Origin of the sequence: Epilithonimonas sp. UC225_85, assembly GCF_042695135.1 — a bacterium.
Taxonomy (GTDB): Bacteria; Bacteroidota; Bacteroidia; order Flavobacteriales; family Weeksellaceae; genus Epilithonimonas.
The window spans coordinates 2,652,080-2,666,736 of sequence record NZ_CP170547.1 but is presented as its reverse complement, the minus strand read 5'-3'; the positions used below and the strand labels follow the sequence as shown (position 1 = coordinate 2,666,736).

Below are 14,657 nucleotides of genomic sequence, written 5' to 3'. Positions count from 1 at the left end.
GTTTTATTTTTATACTGTTTCTTCTTTCGGAAGTCTGTTTTTCTTGGAATAGATCATAATTAGCAATCCTGCAATCATAAACGGAATACTCAAAACTTGTCCTGTATTAAGTCTGCCAATATGGATAAACTCATCGCCTTGTGGCTCTTTCAAAAATTCTACAAAAAATCTCACTGCCCAGAGAATGATGAAGAATAATCCAAACAACCAGCCCTGTTGATATTTTTTATCGGTTTTTCTATACAAGAACCAAAGCAGAATGAACAGACAAACGTAACCAAAAGCTTCAAACAATTGCGTCGGATATCTTGGGATTGTGATCCCGTATTCTGAACTTTGCTGAGGGAAAAGAAATGCAAATGGGGAAGAAGGATCTACAGGTTTTCCTATAATTTCGGAATTGAAGAAATTTCCCAATCGTACAAAAGCACCGCCTAAAGCCACAACAATTCCAATTCTGTCATATACCCAGAATGGATTTTTCTTAATGATTTTATAGCTGTAATATAAGGTTGTGAAAATCAAAGCAATCGTAGCACCATGACTTGCCAATCCGGAAAACCCTGTGAAATGCAGACCACCTTTCATACTGATTGGTAAGAAAACACTCAGGAAGTCCTCTTTGAAAAGTTCCGGCTGGTAAAAAATAACGTGTCCCAATCTGGCGCCTAAAATCGTCCCGATCAAAGTCCAAGTAAAAAATGGCTCCAGATATTTCTCATCCACACCATCAATCCTGAATATTTTTGCCATAATGAAATAGCCTAAACCAAAAGCCAGAATGAACATCAAACTGTAAAAATGAAGCATCACAGGTCCAAGTTTGATACCTCTCAGAGGATCCCAAATCTTGAAAGTCGTTTCCAGCTCTGTATTGTCAGTTGGTTTTAAGACTCTCACGGATTTCAACAAATATTTAAAATTTTTAATATTTTTCTGATCAAGATTCGCATCGACAGGTTTGAGATTCTTATCCAAAAACTGATAATTAAAGCCTTTATACTTCAAAAGAATATTCTGGATAGACCCCAACTGTTCAGCAGACTCTGCTGTGATATTATCTTCATTCAGGATTACCAATTCGTTGGCAACATTTTTTGAAGGCTCATCATAGAAAAGTGTTGTGTTTTGTGTAGCGAAGATTTTTACTGCAATTGTTTCTTTATTATTGATCTTCAAAGTCCCATTTGATAGTCCATCATTAGAGCTTTGAGAAGAAACCAGCTGGAAGATTCCGGCAAAAATAATTAGATAAAATCTAAGAAAAATATTGTTCATTGATACATAATTTTAATGTTGTTTTGGCGGGACAGGATCATAACCTTCGCCTCCCCAGGGATGACAGCTCGAGATTCTTTTGATCGCAAGCCAGCCTCCTTTGATGAGTCCGTGGACTTTCAGCGCTTCCAAAGTATAATGCGAACAAGTCGGGTCATATCTGCAGTTTTTTCCCATCCACGGTGAGATAGCGAATTGATAAAACTTTATCAAAACCACGATCGGAAAAGTGAGAATTTTGTTCAGCATAATTTTGAGCTATGCAAAAATAGCAGAAAAAACATAATCCGGATCAAATTTAACCAACAATAACAGTTATTCTCATGATTTTTATGGCAGTTTTGTCTGTTCTCATTTCCCCCTCGATTTTACATCAGGATCCATGCCGGACGGCTGCAACTTTTACTAAACATCCACGATTACTATAACCTTAATGATTTAAGGATGATTATTAACCCAATTTAAACAATAGTTTAATTTAATCTTACTATTCGACAATTTGAATCTCTAAAATTTGAATTTAAGTTTTAAATTAAGGACTTTTGCAAAATGGATAAGAGAATACTTCCGCTTACGCTTGGCGGATTGGCAATTGGAACTACAGAATTTGTGATAATGGCACTTTTGCCGGATGTTGCAAAATCTTTGAAAATCTCCATTCCTCAGGCTGGACATTTGATTTCTTCTTATGCCGCCGGTGTGGTCGTAGGCGCACCGATTTTGGTGGCTTACGCTGCGAAATTCCCTCCGAAGAGAATTTTAATTTTCCTGATGATGGCTTTCACCATTTTTAATGGATTGTCGGCTTTGGTAAGTGATTATTATACAATGATGATCGTCAGATTTTTATCAGGACTTCCTCACGGTGCGTTCTTTGGAGTCGGGATTGTAGTTTCTTCACGGTTGGCAAAACCAGGAAAACAGGCTCAGAGTATTGCAATGATGTTCGCCGGATTGACGGTCGCAAACCTCGCAATGGTTCCGTTCGTCACCTGGCTGGGGCATCAACTCTCCTGGAGATATGCTTTTGGAGTTGTTTCTCTCATCGGACTTCTGACTATCGTCTTTCTCAAGTTCCTTCTTCCTTCTATGAAAAGTTTGAGAACAACCACTTTGAAAGATGAATTAGAGTTTTTTAAGTCCGTAAAAGCCTGGCATATTATTGCGATCACGGCGATTGGTTTTGGTGGTTTATTTGCTTGGTTCAGCTACATCACACCTTTGATGACAAGTGTTTCAAAATTCCCGGCAGACTTCATCGCTTACATTATGGTTTTGGCAGGTTCCGGAATGGTTATTGGAAATTTTCTTGGAGGGATAATGTCTGACAGGATGCGACCGGCTCTGGCTGCATCTATCCTTTTTACAGCAATGATCCTGGCTTTGATTTGTGTGTTTTTCTTCTCAGAGAACAAAATTATTTCTCTTATTTTAACTTTTGTCTGCGGTGTTTTGTCGATGTCTGTCGGAACGCCGATTAATATCATTATGCTGCGGACTGCAAAAAATTCTGAAATGATGGCAGCGGCAATTATGCAGGCGGCTTTTAATATTGCGAATTCTCTCGGCGCATTTTTCGGTGGATTGCCTTTAGAATACGGTTTGACGTATAATTATCCATCTTTGGTTGGTGCAGGATTATCGGTTATCGGATTGATGCTTTGCCTTGGATTTATGAAGAAATATAAGGCGGTTATTTAAAATTATTTAGACTTATCAATCGTTCGGAAAGTCAGGCTGATTCTGGGTTTGATGATTTTTGTGGTCGTTGGTAATCTGTGAAGCCAGAATTTCTGGGTTGTATCTTTCATCATTAATAGGCTTCCGTTTTCCAGAATGAGGGAAACCAGTTCTTTTGTGGTTTTATGCTTGAAATTAAATTTCCTTTCTGCACCGAAACTTACCGAACTTATGGCGCCATTTTCTTTCAGATCTTTTTCGCCGTCGCTGTGATAGGCCATTCCTTCCGAGCCGTCGTGGTAGAGATTCAGCAAGCAGGAATTGAAAGATTCGCCGCTCACTTTTTCAATTTTTTCTTTGATTTCTAGGAGGGTTTTGTTCCAGGGCAAAGCTGTTTTTGTTCTTCCGGAATAAGTGTAACTGAATGGCTCATTTCCATACCAGGCAACCTTCCTTTTAGTTTCTATGACTTTCCCGAATATCACAGCCTGATCACTTTTCCATTCGATTTCGGTGATTAGCTTTTGAAAAAAATCATTTGCTTCTTCTTCAGAAAAAACTTTTCCGTAATAAGAAGTGATGCCATCGTAAGGCAGAATGTTTTCTATTAATTCAAATTGGTCTTCAAAGAGATTCATTATTTTGGTTCTTCAAAATTATCGTAATAAGTCAGATCTTTGCTGATTTTTCCATTCTCAATTGTAAAAATGGTACAGATTGGAAGTTCAAATTTTGATTGATCCGGCGCAGTTCCTGTAGAAATAAATTCGACAATCATATTTTTATCTCCTGACGGATAAATTTGGATCACTTTATCTTTTAAATCCGGAAATATTTGATTAAGTTCAGAATATTTTTTAACAAATTCGGCTTTGGATTGCTTTACGATTCCTGTTCCAAAAGATGGATCTTTGAATTCGGCATTCTCAACATACATTTCCGACAGTTCTTTCCATTGATGTTTATTGAAAAGTTTAAAATAATTATTGATTAATTTTTCATTTTCAGTCTGAATTTTCTTATTAGAATTATTACAAGAAATCAGCATTGAAGATAGAATTATCCCCAAAATCAGAATTTTGAATGCTCTCATATTTTTTGATTTAGAGTTCTAAAATACAATTTACTTTTGAAATATTGATTATTGACAAAGTTTAGCCTTTCAAATTTCCTATCCTTATTCTATAATCCTTATTTTTGCAATCGATTTACCAATTATCAATCATCATTTATCTATTATAAAATGAAGCCGAGTTTAGCCAAAGGAACGAGAGATTTTACCGCAAAAGAAGTTTCCAGAAGAAAATATATCATTAATATTTTACAAAATAATTTTGAATTATTCGGATTCCAGCCATTGGAAACACCGAGCTTTGAGAACCTTTCTACTTTGACAGGCAAATACGGCGAAGAAGGTGATCGATTGATCTTTAAGATTCTGAATTCAAGCATCAATGAATCCAAAGATGAGAAAAAAGCTCAAATGAAGATTGATTTTCAGAAAGCTTTAGACAAACCCTTTAGTGCTGAAAGTCTTACTGATAAAGCTCTTCGCTACGACCTAACCGTCCCATTCGCACGTTTTGTGGCAATGAATCAAGGTCAGCTGGCTTTTCCTTACAAACGTTATCAGATTCAGCCGGTTTGGAGAGCAGATCGTCCACAGAAAGGGAGATTCAGAGAGTTTTACCAATGTGATGCAGATGTTGTCGGAAGCACGAGTCTTTGGCAGGAAGTGGAACTACTTCAGCTATATTTCAAATCATTCAAAAATCTAAACTTATCCGTTTCGGTTCATATCAATAACAGAAAAATTCTTTCCGGAATTGCAGAATATGCAGGAATTGCAGATCAACTAATTGATTTTACTGTTGCGCTTGACAAGCTTGATAAAATCGGGAAAGACGGCGTGACAAAAGAAATGCTGGAAAAAGGAATTTCGGAAGAAGCGATCGCTAAACTTGATTTTCTTTTCACTCAATCTTCTGATGCGCTTGAAAATCTGTCAAATCTTAAACAGAAATTTCTAGGAAACGAAACCGGACTGAAAGGCATAGAAGAATTGGAGTTCGTTATCAAAAATGCTCTGGAACTTGGAATTGATTCTAAAGATTTGGTTTTTGATATTACATTAGCCAGAGGTTTGGATTATTACACAGGTGCCATTTTCGAAGTGAAGGCGAAGGATGTTGCAATGGGATCCATCGGTGGAGGCGGGCGATATGATAACCTGACAGAAGTTTTCGGTGTGAAGGATGTTCCCGGAATTGGGATATCCTTTGGCTTGGACAGAATCTACCTTGTGATGGAAGAATTGGGCATTTTCCCAGAAGATTCGGATCTTAAAGTAAAATACCTTTTTGCAAATTATGGCGAAGCAGAATCTATCGAAGCATTAAAACTGATCTCAAAACTGAGAGAAAAAAATATTTCTGCAGAACTCTACCCGGAAGCGGCGAAACTGAAAAAGCAATTCACTTATGCTGAGAAAAAAGGGATAGAAAATTTGGTATTTCTTGGTGAACAGGAAATCAAAGATCAAACAATTACTTTTAAGAATTTGGAAACTGGCGAGCAGAAAACCCTTAAGATAGAAGAATTTTTGAATAATTAACCTTAATTTTCAGAAAACAAACCACGCATACTTCTTACAGAAGAATAGTCAAGATTGTCTATTTCTTTTTTCCTTTTTCTAATAAAATCGGTAGGTCTTATGCCATTGATTTCGTGGAAAAGATCAGAAAAATTCTGACGGGAAGCAATTCCGCATTCTTTCGCCAAACTATCGATGGTATAATTGAGATAAATACTCTTTTCAAATAAAAGACAAGTTATATGCCTGATCCTCAATTCACCAAGGTATTTGTTGAAGTTCATCCCTTTTTGCTCATTGATGACGTGAGATAGATAATTGGTATTTGTTTCAAACTGGACTGCCAATTTCTGAATCGTAAGTCCTTTTTGTGTAAACATTTTTTTATCCTCAAATCTCCTTAGTTTCAGCAGAAGATCTTGTTTTATAGCTTCAGTTATATGCGGTTTTTTATCATCACAAGATTCCACTGATTGTATAGGTGAAACTGGTTGCGAATTTTCTAATCCAACATAACTATGCGTCCGCAATTTTTCCTGCAGCAGAAGATATTGATCAAGAGTACTTTTTTGTTTTCTGCGTCTTTTCAATAAAACATAACCGAGAATGCCTGCGGTAATTAGCAAGCCTGCAATCAAGAATCCGCCCCAGGTATTGGCTTTTTCCAATCGTCCTTTTTCTTCCATCAACGTATTTGTATCATATTCCCGATGGATTTTCATCGACAAATAGGCGAAGTCTCTGGAAATAATACTGTCCGCTTTTAGAAGTTGAGTGGTGTAATAAAGTTGTTTCTCAGAATCTTTTTTTGTTTTGTAATGGTTGATTAGAAATTCATAATTCTCTCTCAGTTCAGGCAGGATGAACTCGTGTTTAGTAAAAATAGAGTCAATTTTTTTGAAATTTGAAATCGCCTTATCTTCTTGATTGATTGCCAGATAGCTTTTACCAATATAAAAATAATCCACAGACATCCAGGCAAAATCATCTGTACTCAGTTTTAAGGATTGCTGGAGATTATCAATAGCTGCGAGATATTTGGTATTATTATATTCAGATATTCCTTTAGATTTAAGAAAATAACTTCTCTCCTGTAAAAAATCTTTGTTATTAAACGTTTTTAATAATCCAATATCTGTCAGCGAATCCGATTTTTTGGCATCATTAAGATGACTGTAACAAACAATTGCCTGATGAAGACTGTTGAGATACCCCTTTTGATTGTTGAAGATTTGATTTGGGTGGAGACTGGTGTTGTTCATTCCAGCTTCAAAATATGTAAGGCAGTCCTGAAAAAGCTCCAAAGCTTCCTCATGATAACCCAAATAGTTTTTTACCACGCCCAAATGGTAAGAAATTTTGTATTTCAGATAAAGATCGCCTGTGTTTTTAGCATATTTATAAGCCATCAGATATTCATCTAATGCTGGCTTATATTTCTTTAGTTTAGCATAATATATACTTCCTTTAAGTACGTAAGCTGTAGAAACTCTGTCGTCACTTCCGGATTTATAGGCAGCATCTATACAGCTGTCGGCGTATTGTAATTTTTTGCTGAGTGATTTGGAATAAAAAACAGCATCCCTGTAACCCTGGAAAAGTTCCGGATATTTTTTTTCTTTCTTTGCCTTTTTTATATAGATATCTAAATATGAAAAAGCTCTTACATCATTTTCAGAGTAATTTTCATAATTCTTTCGAAAACTTTCATAATCTTTCGGTGTCTTATCTTTAGAAAAAACAAAACCGGATATAAATACAAATATGATAAAGAAAAAACGCTTCATTCTAATACTATTCTTTGCCATTTGTTTGCCAAAAGTACGGAAATCTAAAATAAGATTAGGAATTATTTAATAAAAAAACATTATGATGCTTATAGTCTAAATAATAAAGGTAAATGATTGAAAATCAAATTATTTGACATGTAGCAATTTATGAATTAGGACGTCAAGATTTCCCAATAGAGACCAAGAAAGCTTTCAGGACTCAAATTTAGAACATACTTTTGGCTTGGAAATAAACCAGTAAATTTTTAAAATAATCTAAAATATATAATTTAATAACATGAAAAAATTCATTGCTATTTTAACAATTACAGTTGTATCGTTAAGCTTTACATCTTGCAGACAAGAAGATGACTCTGCAGATCTAACTACCAACAATTCAGCACAACAAGGAACAACTTTTAAAAAGTCATCAGATTCTGTTGAAACTGATACTATAAAAGCATCTGCAACCGCAAGACCAGTAGATCCGGATCCACCAGTAAAAGATGGAACAAGCTGGTAATATTTATGAAATAAACATTCATTCTCTGCACTTTACATTTGCCTCAATTTATAAATAAATAGATTGAGGCATTGTAGAGACTTGTTTGCACGTTACAACATCTCTCATTCAAATTTCTTAGGCGATGTGTCAGAAGATATCGCTATTTATTAAAAATCAATAAAATCATGTATAAATTAAATAATTTAATTGTCACAAAATTAGCCAACATCATTTTATTCGTTTTAAGAATGTGTTTTGGTGATGGTATATTTAGAAAAAGACCGGATTAAAAAAAAGTTTGTCTATTTTTGCACCAAATTCAATCTATGAAACCTGGTCAAACTCAAACTCTCACAATTGCAGAACAAATCTCTTCTGGTTTTATCCTTAAGGATGAATTTGGAGAAAAAGCCTTCGTCCAAAAAATTTTTGCAGATGAATCCTGGGAAGTTGGTAGTGAGGTAGAAGTGTTTGTATATCAGGATGATGGCGCATTAAAAGCAACTACCGAAAAAGCAAATGCAGAAGTAGGGGAATTTGCCGTGATGACTTGTGTGCAAAGCCTGCCAACCGGCGCATTTATGGATTGGGGGATTATAAAAGATCTTTTTATTCCTTATAAACAACAGAAATCCAAGATCCTTGAAGGTAAACGATATATTGTCTATGTTTACACAGATGATGCAACGGGTCTTACAACAGGCACCACCAAGTTCAAACGCAACCCGCAGTACGAAGATCTCCCACTCAGAAATGGCGACAAAGTAGATTTGATAATGATGAATGAATCCGAATTGGGTTGGAATGTCGTTATCAATAAACAATATATTGGTCTGATCTACGCTACCGATGTTTTCAAAAAACTGTATCCGCTTTCGGAAGAAACGGGTTATATCAAAACGATCCGAGAAGATGGGAAAATAGATGTCACACTTCAGCCTCAGGGTTTTGAAAACGTAGATGAGTTCAAGCAAAAAATACTTGACAAACTCAACGATAATTACGGTTTGCTATACCTTTCCGACAAGTCTTCTCCAGAGGAGATTAAGGAAGAATTGCAGATGAGCAAAAAGAACTTCAAAAAAGCCATCGGAAGCCTTTATAAAGATAAGGTGATCGATATTTCTGATGATAAAATCAAATTATTGTAATGTCGTCTGAAAGGGTCTAAAATAATTCTAGGTTATTAAACTTAAATATGAATTTGTTTTACTTGGACTCATTTTTGATTTCAGAAAGGAAATTCCCAAATGAAAAAGATTCTTATCAGCGGCGCAACAGGACTTGTCGGAAAAAAACTCGCACGAAAATTGTACGAAAGAGGCTATCAGGTTGAGATTCTGGTGCGTTCCAAACCCGAGAAGTCTGACTTCAAATCTTATTTCTGGGATTATCAAAATCAAATTTTGGAAGATGGCGCATTAGACAATACTTATATTTTCATCCATCTTGCCGGAGCGCCAATCAGCAAACGCTGGACAGAAGCTTATAAAAAAGAAATTTACAACAGCCGTATCGATTCTGCACAATTCATCTATGATCAGATGCAGAAACAAAATATTCATCCGGAAGCCGTGATCTCATCATCTGGATCCGGGATCTACGGACAGATCACTTCTCAACATATTTTTTCTGAAAATGATGCACCAGCAAAAGATTTCTTAGGCTATATATGTAAGGATTGGGAAGAGAAAGCTTTTCAATTTAAAAAATTAGGAAGTAGAGTAGTCTGCATCAGAACTTCAACCGTTCTTTCCGAAAAAGGTGGCGCTTTGGAAGTTCTTAAAAAACCAATCGAACTAAATATCGGAGCACCTTTAGGAACCGGCGATCAGTATTTTCCCTGGATTCATCTGGATGATTTGGTGGGGATTTATATCAAAGCAGTCGAAGATGTCTCTATGAATGGTGCTTACAACGCATCAGCTCCCGATTTTGTAACCAATCAAATGGTCACAAAAAAAATAGCTTCTCATCTCAATAAAAAATTATGGCTGCCCAATGTTCCAAAATTTGTCCTGAAAACGGTTTTAGGAGAAATGTCTGTTTTAGCATTGGAAGGAAGCCGAATTTCTTCCAGAAAAATAGAGAATTCCGGGTTCAGATTTGTCTATAATGATCTGGATAAGGCTTTGACAGATGTGATTAATTAATTGCCTTTGCAAATCGCTTTTTAATCCTTACTTTTATCAAAATTTATCAATGAAACTTACAGAAGAAAACCAAGAAAAAGTAACAGTTTTGGAGAAAATAGCCAACGGTATTATCTGGTGGGTAGGTTCTATTCCGTCGCTTATTTTTCACACGGTTTTCTTTATCGTTTGTTTTGCATTGCCGATTTTTCATATTGTGGAATTTGAACATATGTTGTTGGTTCTCACAACAGTAGTTTCTTTGGAAGCAATTTACTTAGCTATTTTTATTCAAATGTCTGTCAATAAAAGTACAGAACATATAGAGGATTTGAAGGAAGATGTGAACGAAATCCAGGAAGACATTGATGAGATCCAGGAAGATATCGAAGAAATCCAGGAAGACGTTGAGGAAATTCAGGAAGATATTGACGAGATCCAGGAAGATGTAGAAGAAATCAACGAGGATGATGACGATGAGGATCATAGCGAACGCGCGAGAACGGTGATGCTGAAAAGCAAAGTTTCCAATAACAAAAATGATATCAAAAACCTGAAAGACAAAATAAAAGAACTGGAAAACCTGATCGAAAGTCTTAAGAAAGAAGATTAATTTTTTTATATGCTTAGAGTTTCGGCAGGACAATACTATGCAAATGTCAGTCAGAGTCTGTCGAAGACTCCTAAAAACTTGTCAGTCTGAGGCTCTCGAAGACCAATAAAAACTACAATTCCAATTTCAGGATCTTTTCCATCTGTTTCTGATTCACACTTTCCGGCATATTTCTAAAAACAAAATTCCGAAGTCCTGTAAAATTTTCCCACTGTGCAATTTGCCCGAGCGTCCAGCTTGTATTCACGATGTGACTAACTTTTGATTTTCTGATTTTTCCGAATTGATGACCTGCTTCGACGGGTTTTTATTTCCGGCGCACTATCATAGATTTTGAAATCAATATGATGTTGCTTCAGAACATTTCCCAAAATCAAACCGCCAATTCCGCCACCAATGATTGAGATGCTCATCAAAAATTATTTTTTATTTTTTTGTTTTCTATAATTTGTCCATTGTACAAACATAGAAATACCTACGAATATATAGAATAAGAAAATGATTATTTCAAAAAAATTAAAGTCAAAATCAAAATTAAAATCTACAATTCCACTAACTAATAATATAATGATTGAAATAACTGCAGGAGAGAAGATTGCAAACAAGAGAAAAGGATAATTCTTGACATTCCAGTAGAAAAAAGGTATTTTTCCGCCAGTGAAATGTCCCGGGTTCAAACTGTTATTATGCCAGTCTTCAAAATCTTTCTGAAAATTCTCATCAACTTCAACTTCATTTTCATCTAAATTCAGATCATTGATAATCTGTAATATCTTTGATTTTTGAAAATCATTAGAAAGCAAACTTAGATTTTCAATATCGACAGAATGAGGAATATTTTGCTCATCCAAAACTAAATGAACATACTCTAAATTGGAAACAAATCTGAATTTTTTAATTTCAATCATATTTCAAAAATACAAAAAAAGCAAGACCAAAAAATCTTGCTTCAATTACATTCCCAGAAAGGAATTTTTTATTTTCCAAGGTAAGATTTCAAAATCTTACTTCTTGAGTTGTGTTTCAATCTTTTGATCGCTTTTTCCTTGATCTGTCGAACTCTTTCTCTCGTTAGGTCAAAAGTTTCACCGATTTCTTCCAAAGTCATTGGATGTTTTCCGTTCAGACCAAAATATAATCTTACAAGATCCGCTTCTCTCGGCGTCAAAGTGCAAAGTGCTCTTTCGATCTCGATTTGAAGAGATTCCAACATCAGATCTTTATCAGGACTTGGAGATTCACCAGAACGTAGAACGTCATAAAGGTTAGAATCTTCACCTTCCACAAGCGGCGCATCCATCGATAGGTGACGGCCACTGTTTTTCATAGATTCCTTGATGTCTTCCTCGCTCATATCAAGAACTTCTGCCAGCTCTTCCGGAGAAGGTGGTCTTTCGTTCTCTTGTTCCAGGTGGGCATAAGCCTTATTGATCTTGTTGATAGAACCAATCTTATTCAATGGTAATCTTACAATTCTCGACTGCTCGGCCAAAGCCTGCAAAATCGACTGACGAATCCACCAAACAGCGTAAGAGATAAATTTGAAACCTCTCGTTTCATCATATCTTTTTGCCGCTTTCATTAGACCAAGATTCCCTTCATTAATCAAATCCGGAAGAGAAAGTCCCTGATTCTGGTACTGTTTGGAAACAGAAACCACGAAACGAAGATTGGCTTTGATCAGCTTCTCAAGAGCAGCTCTGTCGCCAGCGCGGATTCTTTGTGCTAAATCTACCTCTTCATCAGCAGTGATCAATTCCACTTTACCAATTTCTTGCAGATACTTGTCCAGTGATGCGGTTTCCCTGTTGGTAACCTGTTTTGTAATTTTTAATTGTCTCATATAAAAACCTCATTCTTTAGGTTGCAATATATTATACGATCAGAAACCCAAAAAGGTTACAAATATTTTATTTTCATCGGATTAATCCTAAATTTTAACGCTTTTTAAAACAAATTAGTAATATTTGGGCAGCTTTTGAGATTCGTCGAAAGCTATTTTTTATTTTATTATGGCAGCTTTTCCGCCTTCCGTTCCCGCTTTTTTTTGTCACTGCGAACGAACCGAAGTTATCAATAGAACTATTCTACAATCGCAATAACAAAAAAGAGCTCCACTCAAGTCGGGCTGCAGATTCTACATAAAACAAACAGTCAATATAAAAACATGATTTTGTCATTCCGTAGGAAACCTAACGAAGTGGTTCGATAAAGTCAATCTCAGCAGCCTAGATTCCTACGGAATGACAAAATGCGTTTAGAACAAATCCGCAAAATTTGCCAGATCTGCGAGAGATTTAATAAGTTTCCAATCTTTATCTCACTATTTCTCTGTAAATCAATTATTCTTAACAAAAATTAAGTATTCAAAATTCTCTGTATGGATTCTAATTGTTATTTTTGCCGGATGTTTAAAAATCTCATCAGAATTTTCATAGGATTGATGCTTTTCTCTTGCGGCAAAGAATCCGTTCCAAAACCGAAAGGAGATCTGCGCCTGGAATATCCAACCCCGAAATATCTGAATTTTTCTGCACCTTGCAATTACTCATTCGATTATTCCGATTTTGCTAACGTAAAAGATGCAAAACAGCCTTGCTGGTACAATTTGTCTTATCCGAAGATGAAAGCCAACGTTTTTATTACTTATTTCCCGATCAAGAATGATTTCCCGCTTCACGTGAAAGAAGTGGAGAAGATGGTCTATGAACATACCATCAAAGCAAGCGCAATTGATACAAAATTTTTCGCCTATCCTGAGAAGCATGTTTACGGAAATTTCTACGAATTGAAAGGGCAAACCGCTTCCAACATTCAGTTTTATGTGACAGACAGCACAAGACATTTTGTAACGGGTAATTTATATTTCAATTCCCGTCCGCGTCCGGATTCCCTGGCACCGGCTGTAGATTATATCAAAAAAGATCTTTTACATTTGATAGATTCTTTTGAATGGAAGTGAAAATAAAAAACAAGAGTAAAGGCAAAAGAGAAAAGAATTTATGACACTGAAAAAATCTCTTTGAAAGATTATTTTTCTTTGATGAGTTTACGTCTATGCGAACTTAAAATAATAAGTATAATTAATAAAAAACTTTGCGCGCTTTGCGTTCAAAAATACAAGTAAAAACAAATAAATATGAAATTACTAGCAGTAGGAACTGTAGCATTTGATGCCATCGAAACACCTTTTGGAAAAACAGATAAAATTCTTGGTGGTGCAGCCACTTATATCGGACTTGCAGCAGCAGCTTTGGATACAGAGGTGAGTTTGGTTTCCGTAATCGGCGGCGATTTTCCACAAGAATATCTTGATATGATGACATCAAAAAATATCAATGTTGATGGCGTGGAAATGGTGAAAGAAGGGAAAACTTTCTTCTGGAGTGGGAAGTATCACAACGACCTTAATTCAAGAGATACTTTGATCACAGAACTTAACGTTTTGGCAGACTTCAACCCGAAAGTTCCTGAGCATTCTTCAGAAGCAGAAGTGCTGTTGTTAGGAAATCTTGATCCTGTAGTTCAGCTTTCAGTTCTGGAAAAAATGAAAACTCAGCCAAAATTGGTGATCCTTGACACAATGAATTTCTGGATGGATATCGCTTGGGACAACCTGATGAAAGTAATTGCAAAGACAGACGTTATAACCATCAATGACGAGGAGGCAAGACAGCTTTCCGGAGAATATTCTTTGGTGAAAGCTGCTCAAAAATCCACACAATGGGACCAAAGTATGTGATTATCAAAAAAGGAGAACACGGCGCTTTACTTTTCCACGATGGAAAAATCTTCGCAATTCCTGCTTTGCCTTTGGAAGAAGTTTTCGACCCGACCGGAGCAGGCGACACGTTTGCAGGAGGTTTTGCAGCATATCTTACCAAGAAAGGCGATTTCAGTTTTGAAAGCATGAAAACGGCAATCATCGTTGGAAGTGCAATGGCATCTTTTACAGTTGAAAAATTCGGGACAGAAAGGATAGAGAATGTCACGAAACAGGAATTGGGAGAGAGAATTCATCAGTTCAAAGAGTTGACAGCGTTCGAATCTGCAATCTAAATTTAACCTTACACAAATTTATTACTCA

The 14,657-nt window shown here is 36.0% G+C and carries 16 protein-coding genes and 1 pseudogene; 8 read left to right on the top strand and 9 right to left on the bottom strand.

All coding sequences use genetic code 11. The annotated features are described in order from the left end of the window. Positions 1-9 precede the first annotated feature (9 nt). Both lgt and yidD read right to left on the bottom strand, forming a co-directional pair. Positions 10-867, bottom strand: coding sequence for a prolipoprotein diacylglyceryl transferase (lgt, locus tag ACFJGY_RS12265; RefSeq protein WP_379970181.1), 858 nt, complete (start codon positions 865-867; stop codon positions 10-12). 423 nt (positions 868-1,290) lie between these two features. Then, a complete protein-coding gene (yidD, locus tag ACFJGY_RS12260; protein ID WP_379964301.1) occupies positions 1,291-1,527 on the bottom strand; it encodes a membrane protein insertion efficiency factor YidD in 237 nt (78 codons plus the stop codon). A gap of 300 nt (positions 1,528-1,827) precedes the next feature. Between yidD and ACFJGY_RS12255 the strand changes: the two genes are divergently transcribed. Then, a complete protein-coding gene (locus ACFJGY_RS12255; protein ID WP_379964299.1) occupies positions 1,828-2,979 on the top strand; it encodes an MFS transporter in 1,152 nt (383 codons plus the stop codon). A gap of 2 nt (positions 2,980-2,981) precedes the next feature. On the opposite strand, the gene ACFJGY_RS12250 is transcribed toward ACFJGY_RS12255, so the two are convergent. Both ACFJGY_RS12250 and ACFJGY_RS12245 read right to left on the bottom strand, forming a co-directional pair. After that, on the bottom strand, positions 2,982-3,596 hold the full coding sequence (locus tag ACFJGY_RS12250) for an alpha-ketoglutarate-dependent dioxygenase AlkB family protein (protein ID WP_379964297.1): 615 nt from the start codon (positions 3,594-3,596) through the stop codon (positions 2,982-2,984). Continuing rightward, the gene (locus tag ACFJGY_RS12245; protein WP_379964295.1) at positions 3,596-4,051 is read right to left on the bottom strand and encodes a nuclear transport factor 2 family protein; all 456 of its coding nucleotides are present in this window, start codon (positions 4,049-4,051) and stop codon (positions 3,596-3,598) included. The genes ACFJGY_RS12250 and ACFJGY_RS12245 overlap by 1 nt, the downstream gene beginning before the upstream one ends. 150 nt (positions 4,052-4,201) lie before the next feature. On the opposite strand from ACFJGY_RS12245, the gene hisS reads away from it, so the two are divergent. Beyond that, positions 4,202-5,572, top strand: a complete 1,371-nt coding sequence (gene hisS / locus ACFJGY_RS12240) for a histidine--tRNA ligase (RefSeq protein ID WP_379964293.1) — start codon at positions 4,202-4,204, stop codon at positions 5,570-5,572. Between the two features lie 2 nt (positions 5,573-5,574). Here the strand turns inward: hisS and ACFJGY_RS12235 are convergent, their stop codons facing one another. Then, a complete protein-coding gene (locus ACFJGY_RS12235; protein WP_379964291.1) occupies positions 5,575-7,359 on the bottom strand; it encodes a helix-turn-helix domain-containing protein in 1,785 nt (594 codons plus the stop codon). 259 nt (positions 7,360-7,618) lie between these two features. Here ACFJGY_RS12235 and ACFJGY_RS12230 point away from each other — a divergent pair, with 259 nt between their 5' ends. From ACFJGY_RS12230 to ACFJGY_RS12215, 4 genes are all read left to right on the top strand, one after another. Then, entirely contained in the window at positions 7,619-7,843 is a 225-nt protein-coding gene (locus tag ACFJGY_RS12230) for a hypothetical protein (protein WP_379964289.1), read from the top strand. Positions 7,844-8,151: 308 nt separating this feature from the next. Next, positions 8,152-8,976 (top strand): S1 RNA-binding domain-containing protein, encoded by an 825-nt coding sequence (locus ACFJGY_RS12225; RefSeq protein WP_379964287.1) that lies wholly within the window; start codon positions 8,152-8,154, stop codon positions 8,974-8,976. A 99-nt stretch (positions 8,977-9,075) separates the two neighbouring features. Beyond that, complete coding sequence (locus ACFJGY_RS12220; protein ID WP_379964285.1) at positions 9,076-9,978, top strand: TIGR01777 family oxidoreductase; 903 nt, start codon at positions 9,076-9,078, stop codon at positions 9,976-9,978. Positions 9,979-10,027: 49 nt separating this feature from the next. Further along, positions 10,028-10,570, top strand: a complete 543-nt coding sequence (locus ACFJGY_RS12215; protein ID WP_379964283.1) for a DUF1003 domain-containing protein — start codon at positions 10,028-10,030, stop codon at positions 10,568-10,570. 112 nt (positions 10,571-10,682) lie between these two features. On the opposite strand, the gene ACFJGY_RS12210 is transcribed toward ACFJGY_RS12215, so the two are convergent. From ACFJGY_RS12210 to ACFJGY_RS12195, 4 genes are all read right to left on the bottom strand, one after another. Then, the gene (locus ACFJGY_RS12210; protein ID WP_379964281.1) at positions 10,683-10,817 is read right to left on the bottom strand and encodes a hypothetical protein; all 135 of its coding nucleotides are present in this window, start codon (positions 10,815-10,817) and stop codon (positions 10,683-10,685) included. A 7-nt stretch (positions 10,818-10,824) separates the two neighbouring features. Next, a complete protein-coding gene (locus tag ACFJGY_RS12205) occupies positions 10,825-10,983 on the bottom strand; it encodes an NAD(P)-binding protein (protein WP_379964279.1) in 159 nt (52 codons plus the stop codon). 6 nt (positions 10,984-10,989) lie between these two features. After that, positions 10,990-11,478, bottom strand: a complete 489-nt coding sequence (locus ACFJGY_RS12200) for a hypothetical protein (RefSeq protein WP_379964277.1) — start codon at positions 11,476-11,478, stop codon at positions 10,990-10,992. A 68-nt stretch (positions 11,479-11,546) separates the two neighbouring features. After that, a complete protein-coding gene (locus ACFJGY_RS12195) occupies positions 11,547-12,413 on the bottom strand; it encodes an RNA polymerase sigma factor RpoD/SigA (RefSeq protein WP_089770826.1) in 867 nt (288 codons plus the stop codon). Between the two features lie 564 nt (positions 12,414-12,977). Here ACFJGY_RS12195 and gldD point away from each other — a divergent pair. Together gldD and ACFJGY_RS12185 are read left to right on the top strand one after the other, a co-directional pair. Continuing rightward, positions 12,978-13,532 carry a gliding motility lipoprotein GldD gene (gldD, locus tag ACFJGY_RS12190; protein ID WP_379970179.1) on the top strand — a complete coding sequence of 185 codons (555 nt, stop codon included), beginning with the start codon at positions 12,978-12,980 and terminating at the stop codon, positions 13,530-13,532. Positions 13,533-13,709: 177 nt separating this feature from the next. Further along, positions 13,710-14,629: pseudogene (locus ACFJGY_RS12185) on the top strand (PfkB family carbohydrate kinase). Positions 14,630-14,657 lie beyond the last annotated feature (28 nt).

Bases quoted from the DNA above. Each gene is read 5' to 3' on its own strand.
- yidD (WP_379964301.1), bottom strand. From the start codon at position 1,527: ATGCTGAACAAAATTCTCACTTTTCCGATCGTGGTTTTGATAAAGTTT.
- ACFJGY_RS12255 (WP_379964299.1), top strand. From the start codon at position 1,828: ATGGATAAGAGAATACTTCCGCTTACGCTTGGCGGATTGGCAATTGGA.
- ACFJGY_RS12250 (WP_379964297.1), bottom strand. From the start codon at position 3,596: ATGAATCTCTTTGAAGACCAATTTGAATTAATAGAAAACATTCTGCCT.
- ACFJGY_RS12245 (WP_379964295.1), bottom strand. From the start codon at position 4,051: ATGAGAGCATTCAAAATTCTGATTTTGGGGATAATTCTATCTTCAATG.
- hisS (WP_379964293.1), top strand. From the start codon at position 4,202: ATGAAGCCGAGTTTAGCCAAAGGAACGAGAGATTTTACCGCAAAAGAA.
- ACFJGY_RS12235 (WP_379964291.1), bottom strand. From the start codon at position 7,359: ATGGCAAAGAATAGTATTAGAATGAAGCGTTTTTTCTTTATCATATTT.
- ACFJGY_RS12230 (WP_379964289.1), top strand. From the start codon at position 7,619: ATGAAAAAATTCATTGCTATTTTAACAATTACAGTTGTATCGTTAAGC.
- ACFJGY_RS12225 (WP_379964287.1), top strand. From the start codon at position 8,152: ATGAAACCTGGTCAAACTCAAACTCTCACAATTGCAGAACAAATCTCT.
- ACFJGY_RS12220 (WP_379964285.1), top strand. From the start codon at position 9,076: ATGAAAAAGATTCTTATCAGCGGCGCAACAGGACTTGTCGGAAAAAAA.
- ACFJGY_RS12215 (WP_379964283.1), top strand. From the start codon at position 10,028: ATGAAACTTACAGAAGAAAACCAAGAAAAAGTAACAGTTTTGGAGAAA.
- ACFJGY_RS12205 (WP_379964279.1), bottom strand. From the start codon at position 10,983: ATGAGCATCTCAATCATTGGTGGCGGAATTGGCGGTTTGATTTTGGGA.
- ACFJGY_RS12200 (WP_379964277.1), bottom strand. From the start codon at position 11,478: ATGATTGAAATTAAAAAATTCAGATTTGTTTCCAATTTAGAGTATGTT.
- ACFJGY_RS12195 (WP_089770826.1), bottom strand. From the start codon at position 12,413: ATGAGACAATTAAAAATTACAAAACAGGTTACCAACAGGGAAACCGCA.
- gldD (WP_379970179.1), top strand. From the start codon at position 12,978: ATGTTTAAAAATCTCATCAGAATTTTCATAGGATTGATGCTTTTCTCT.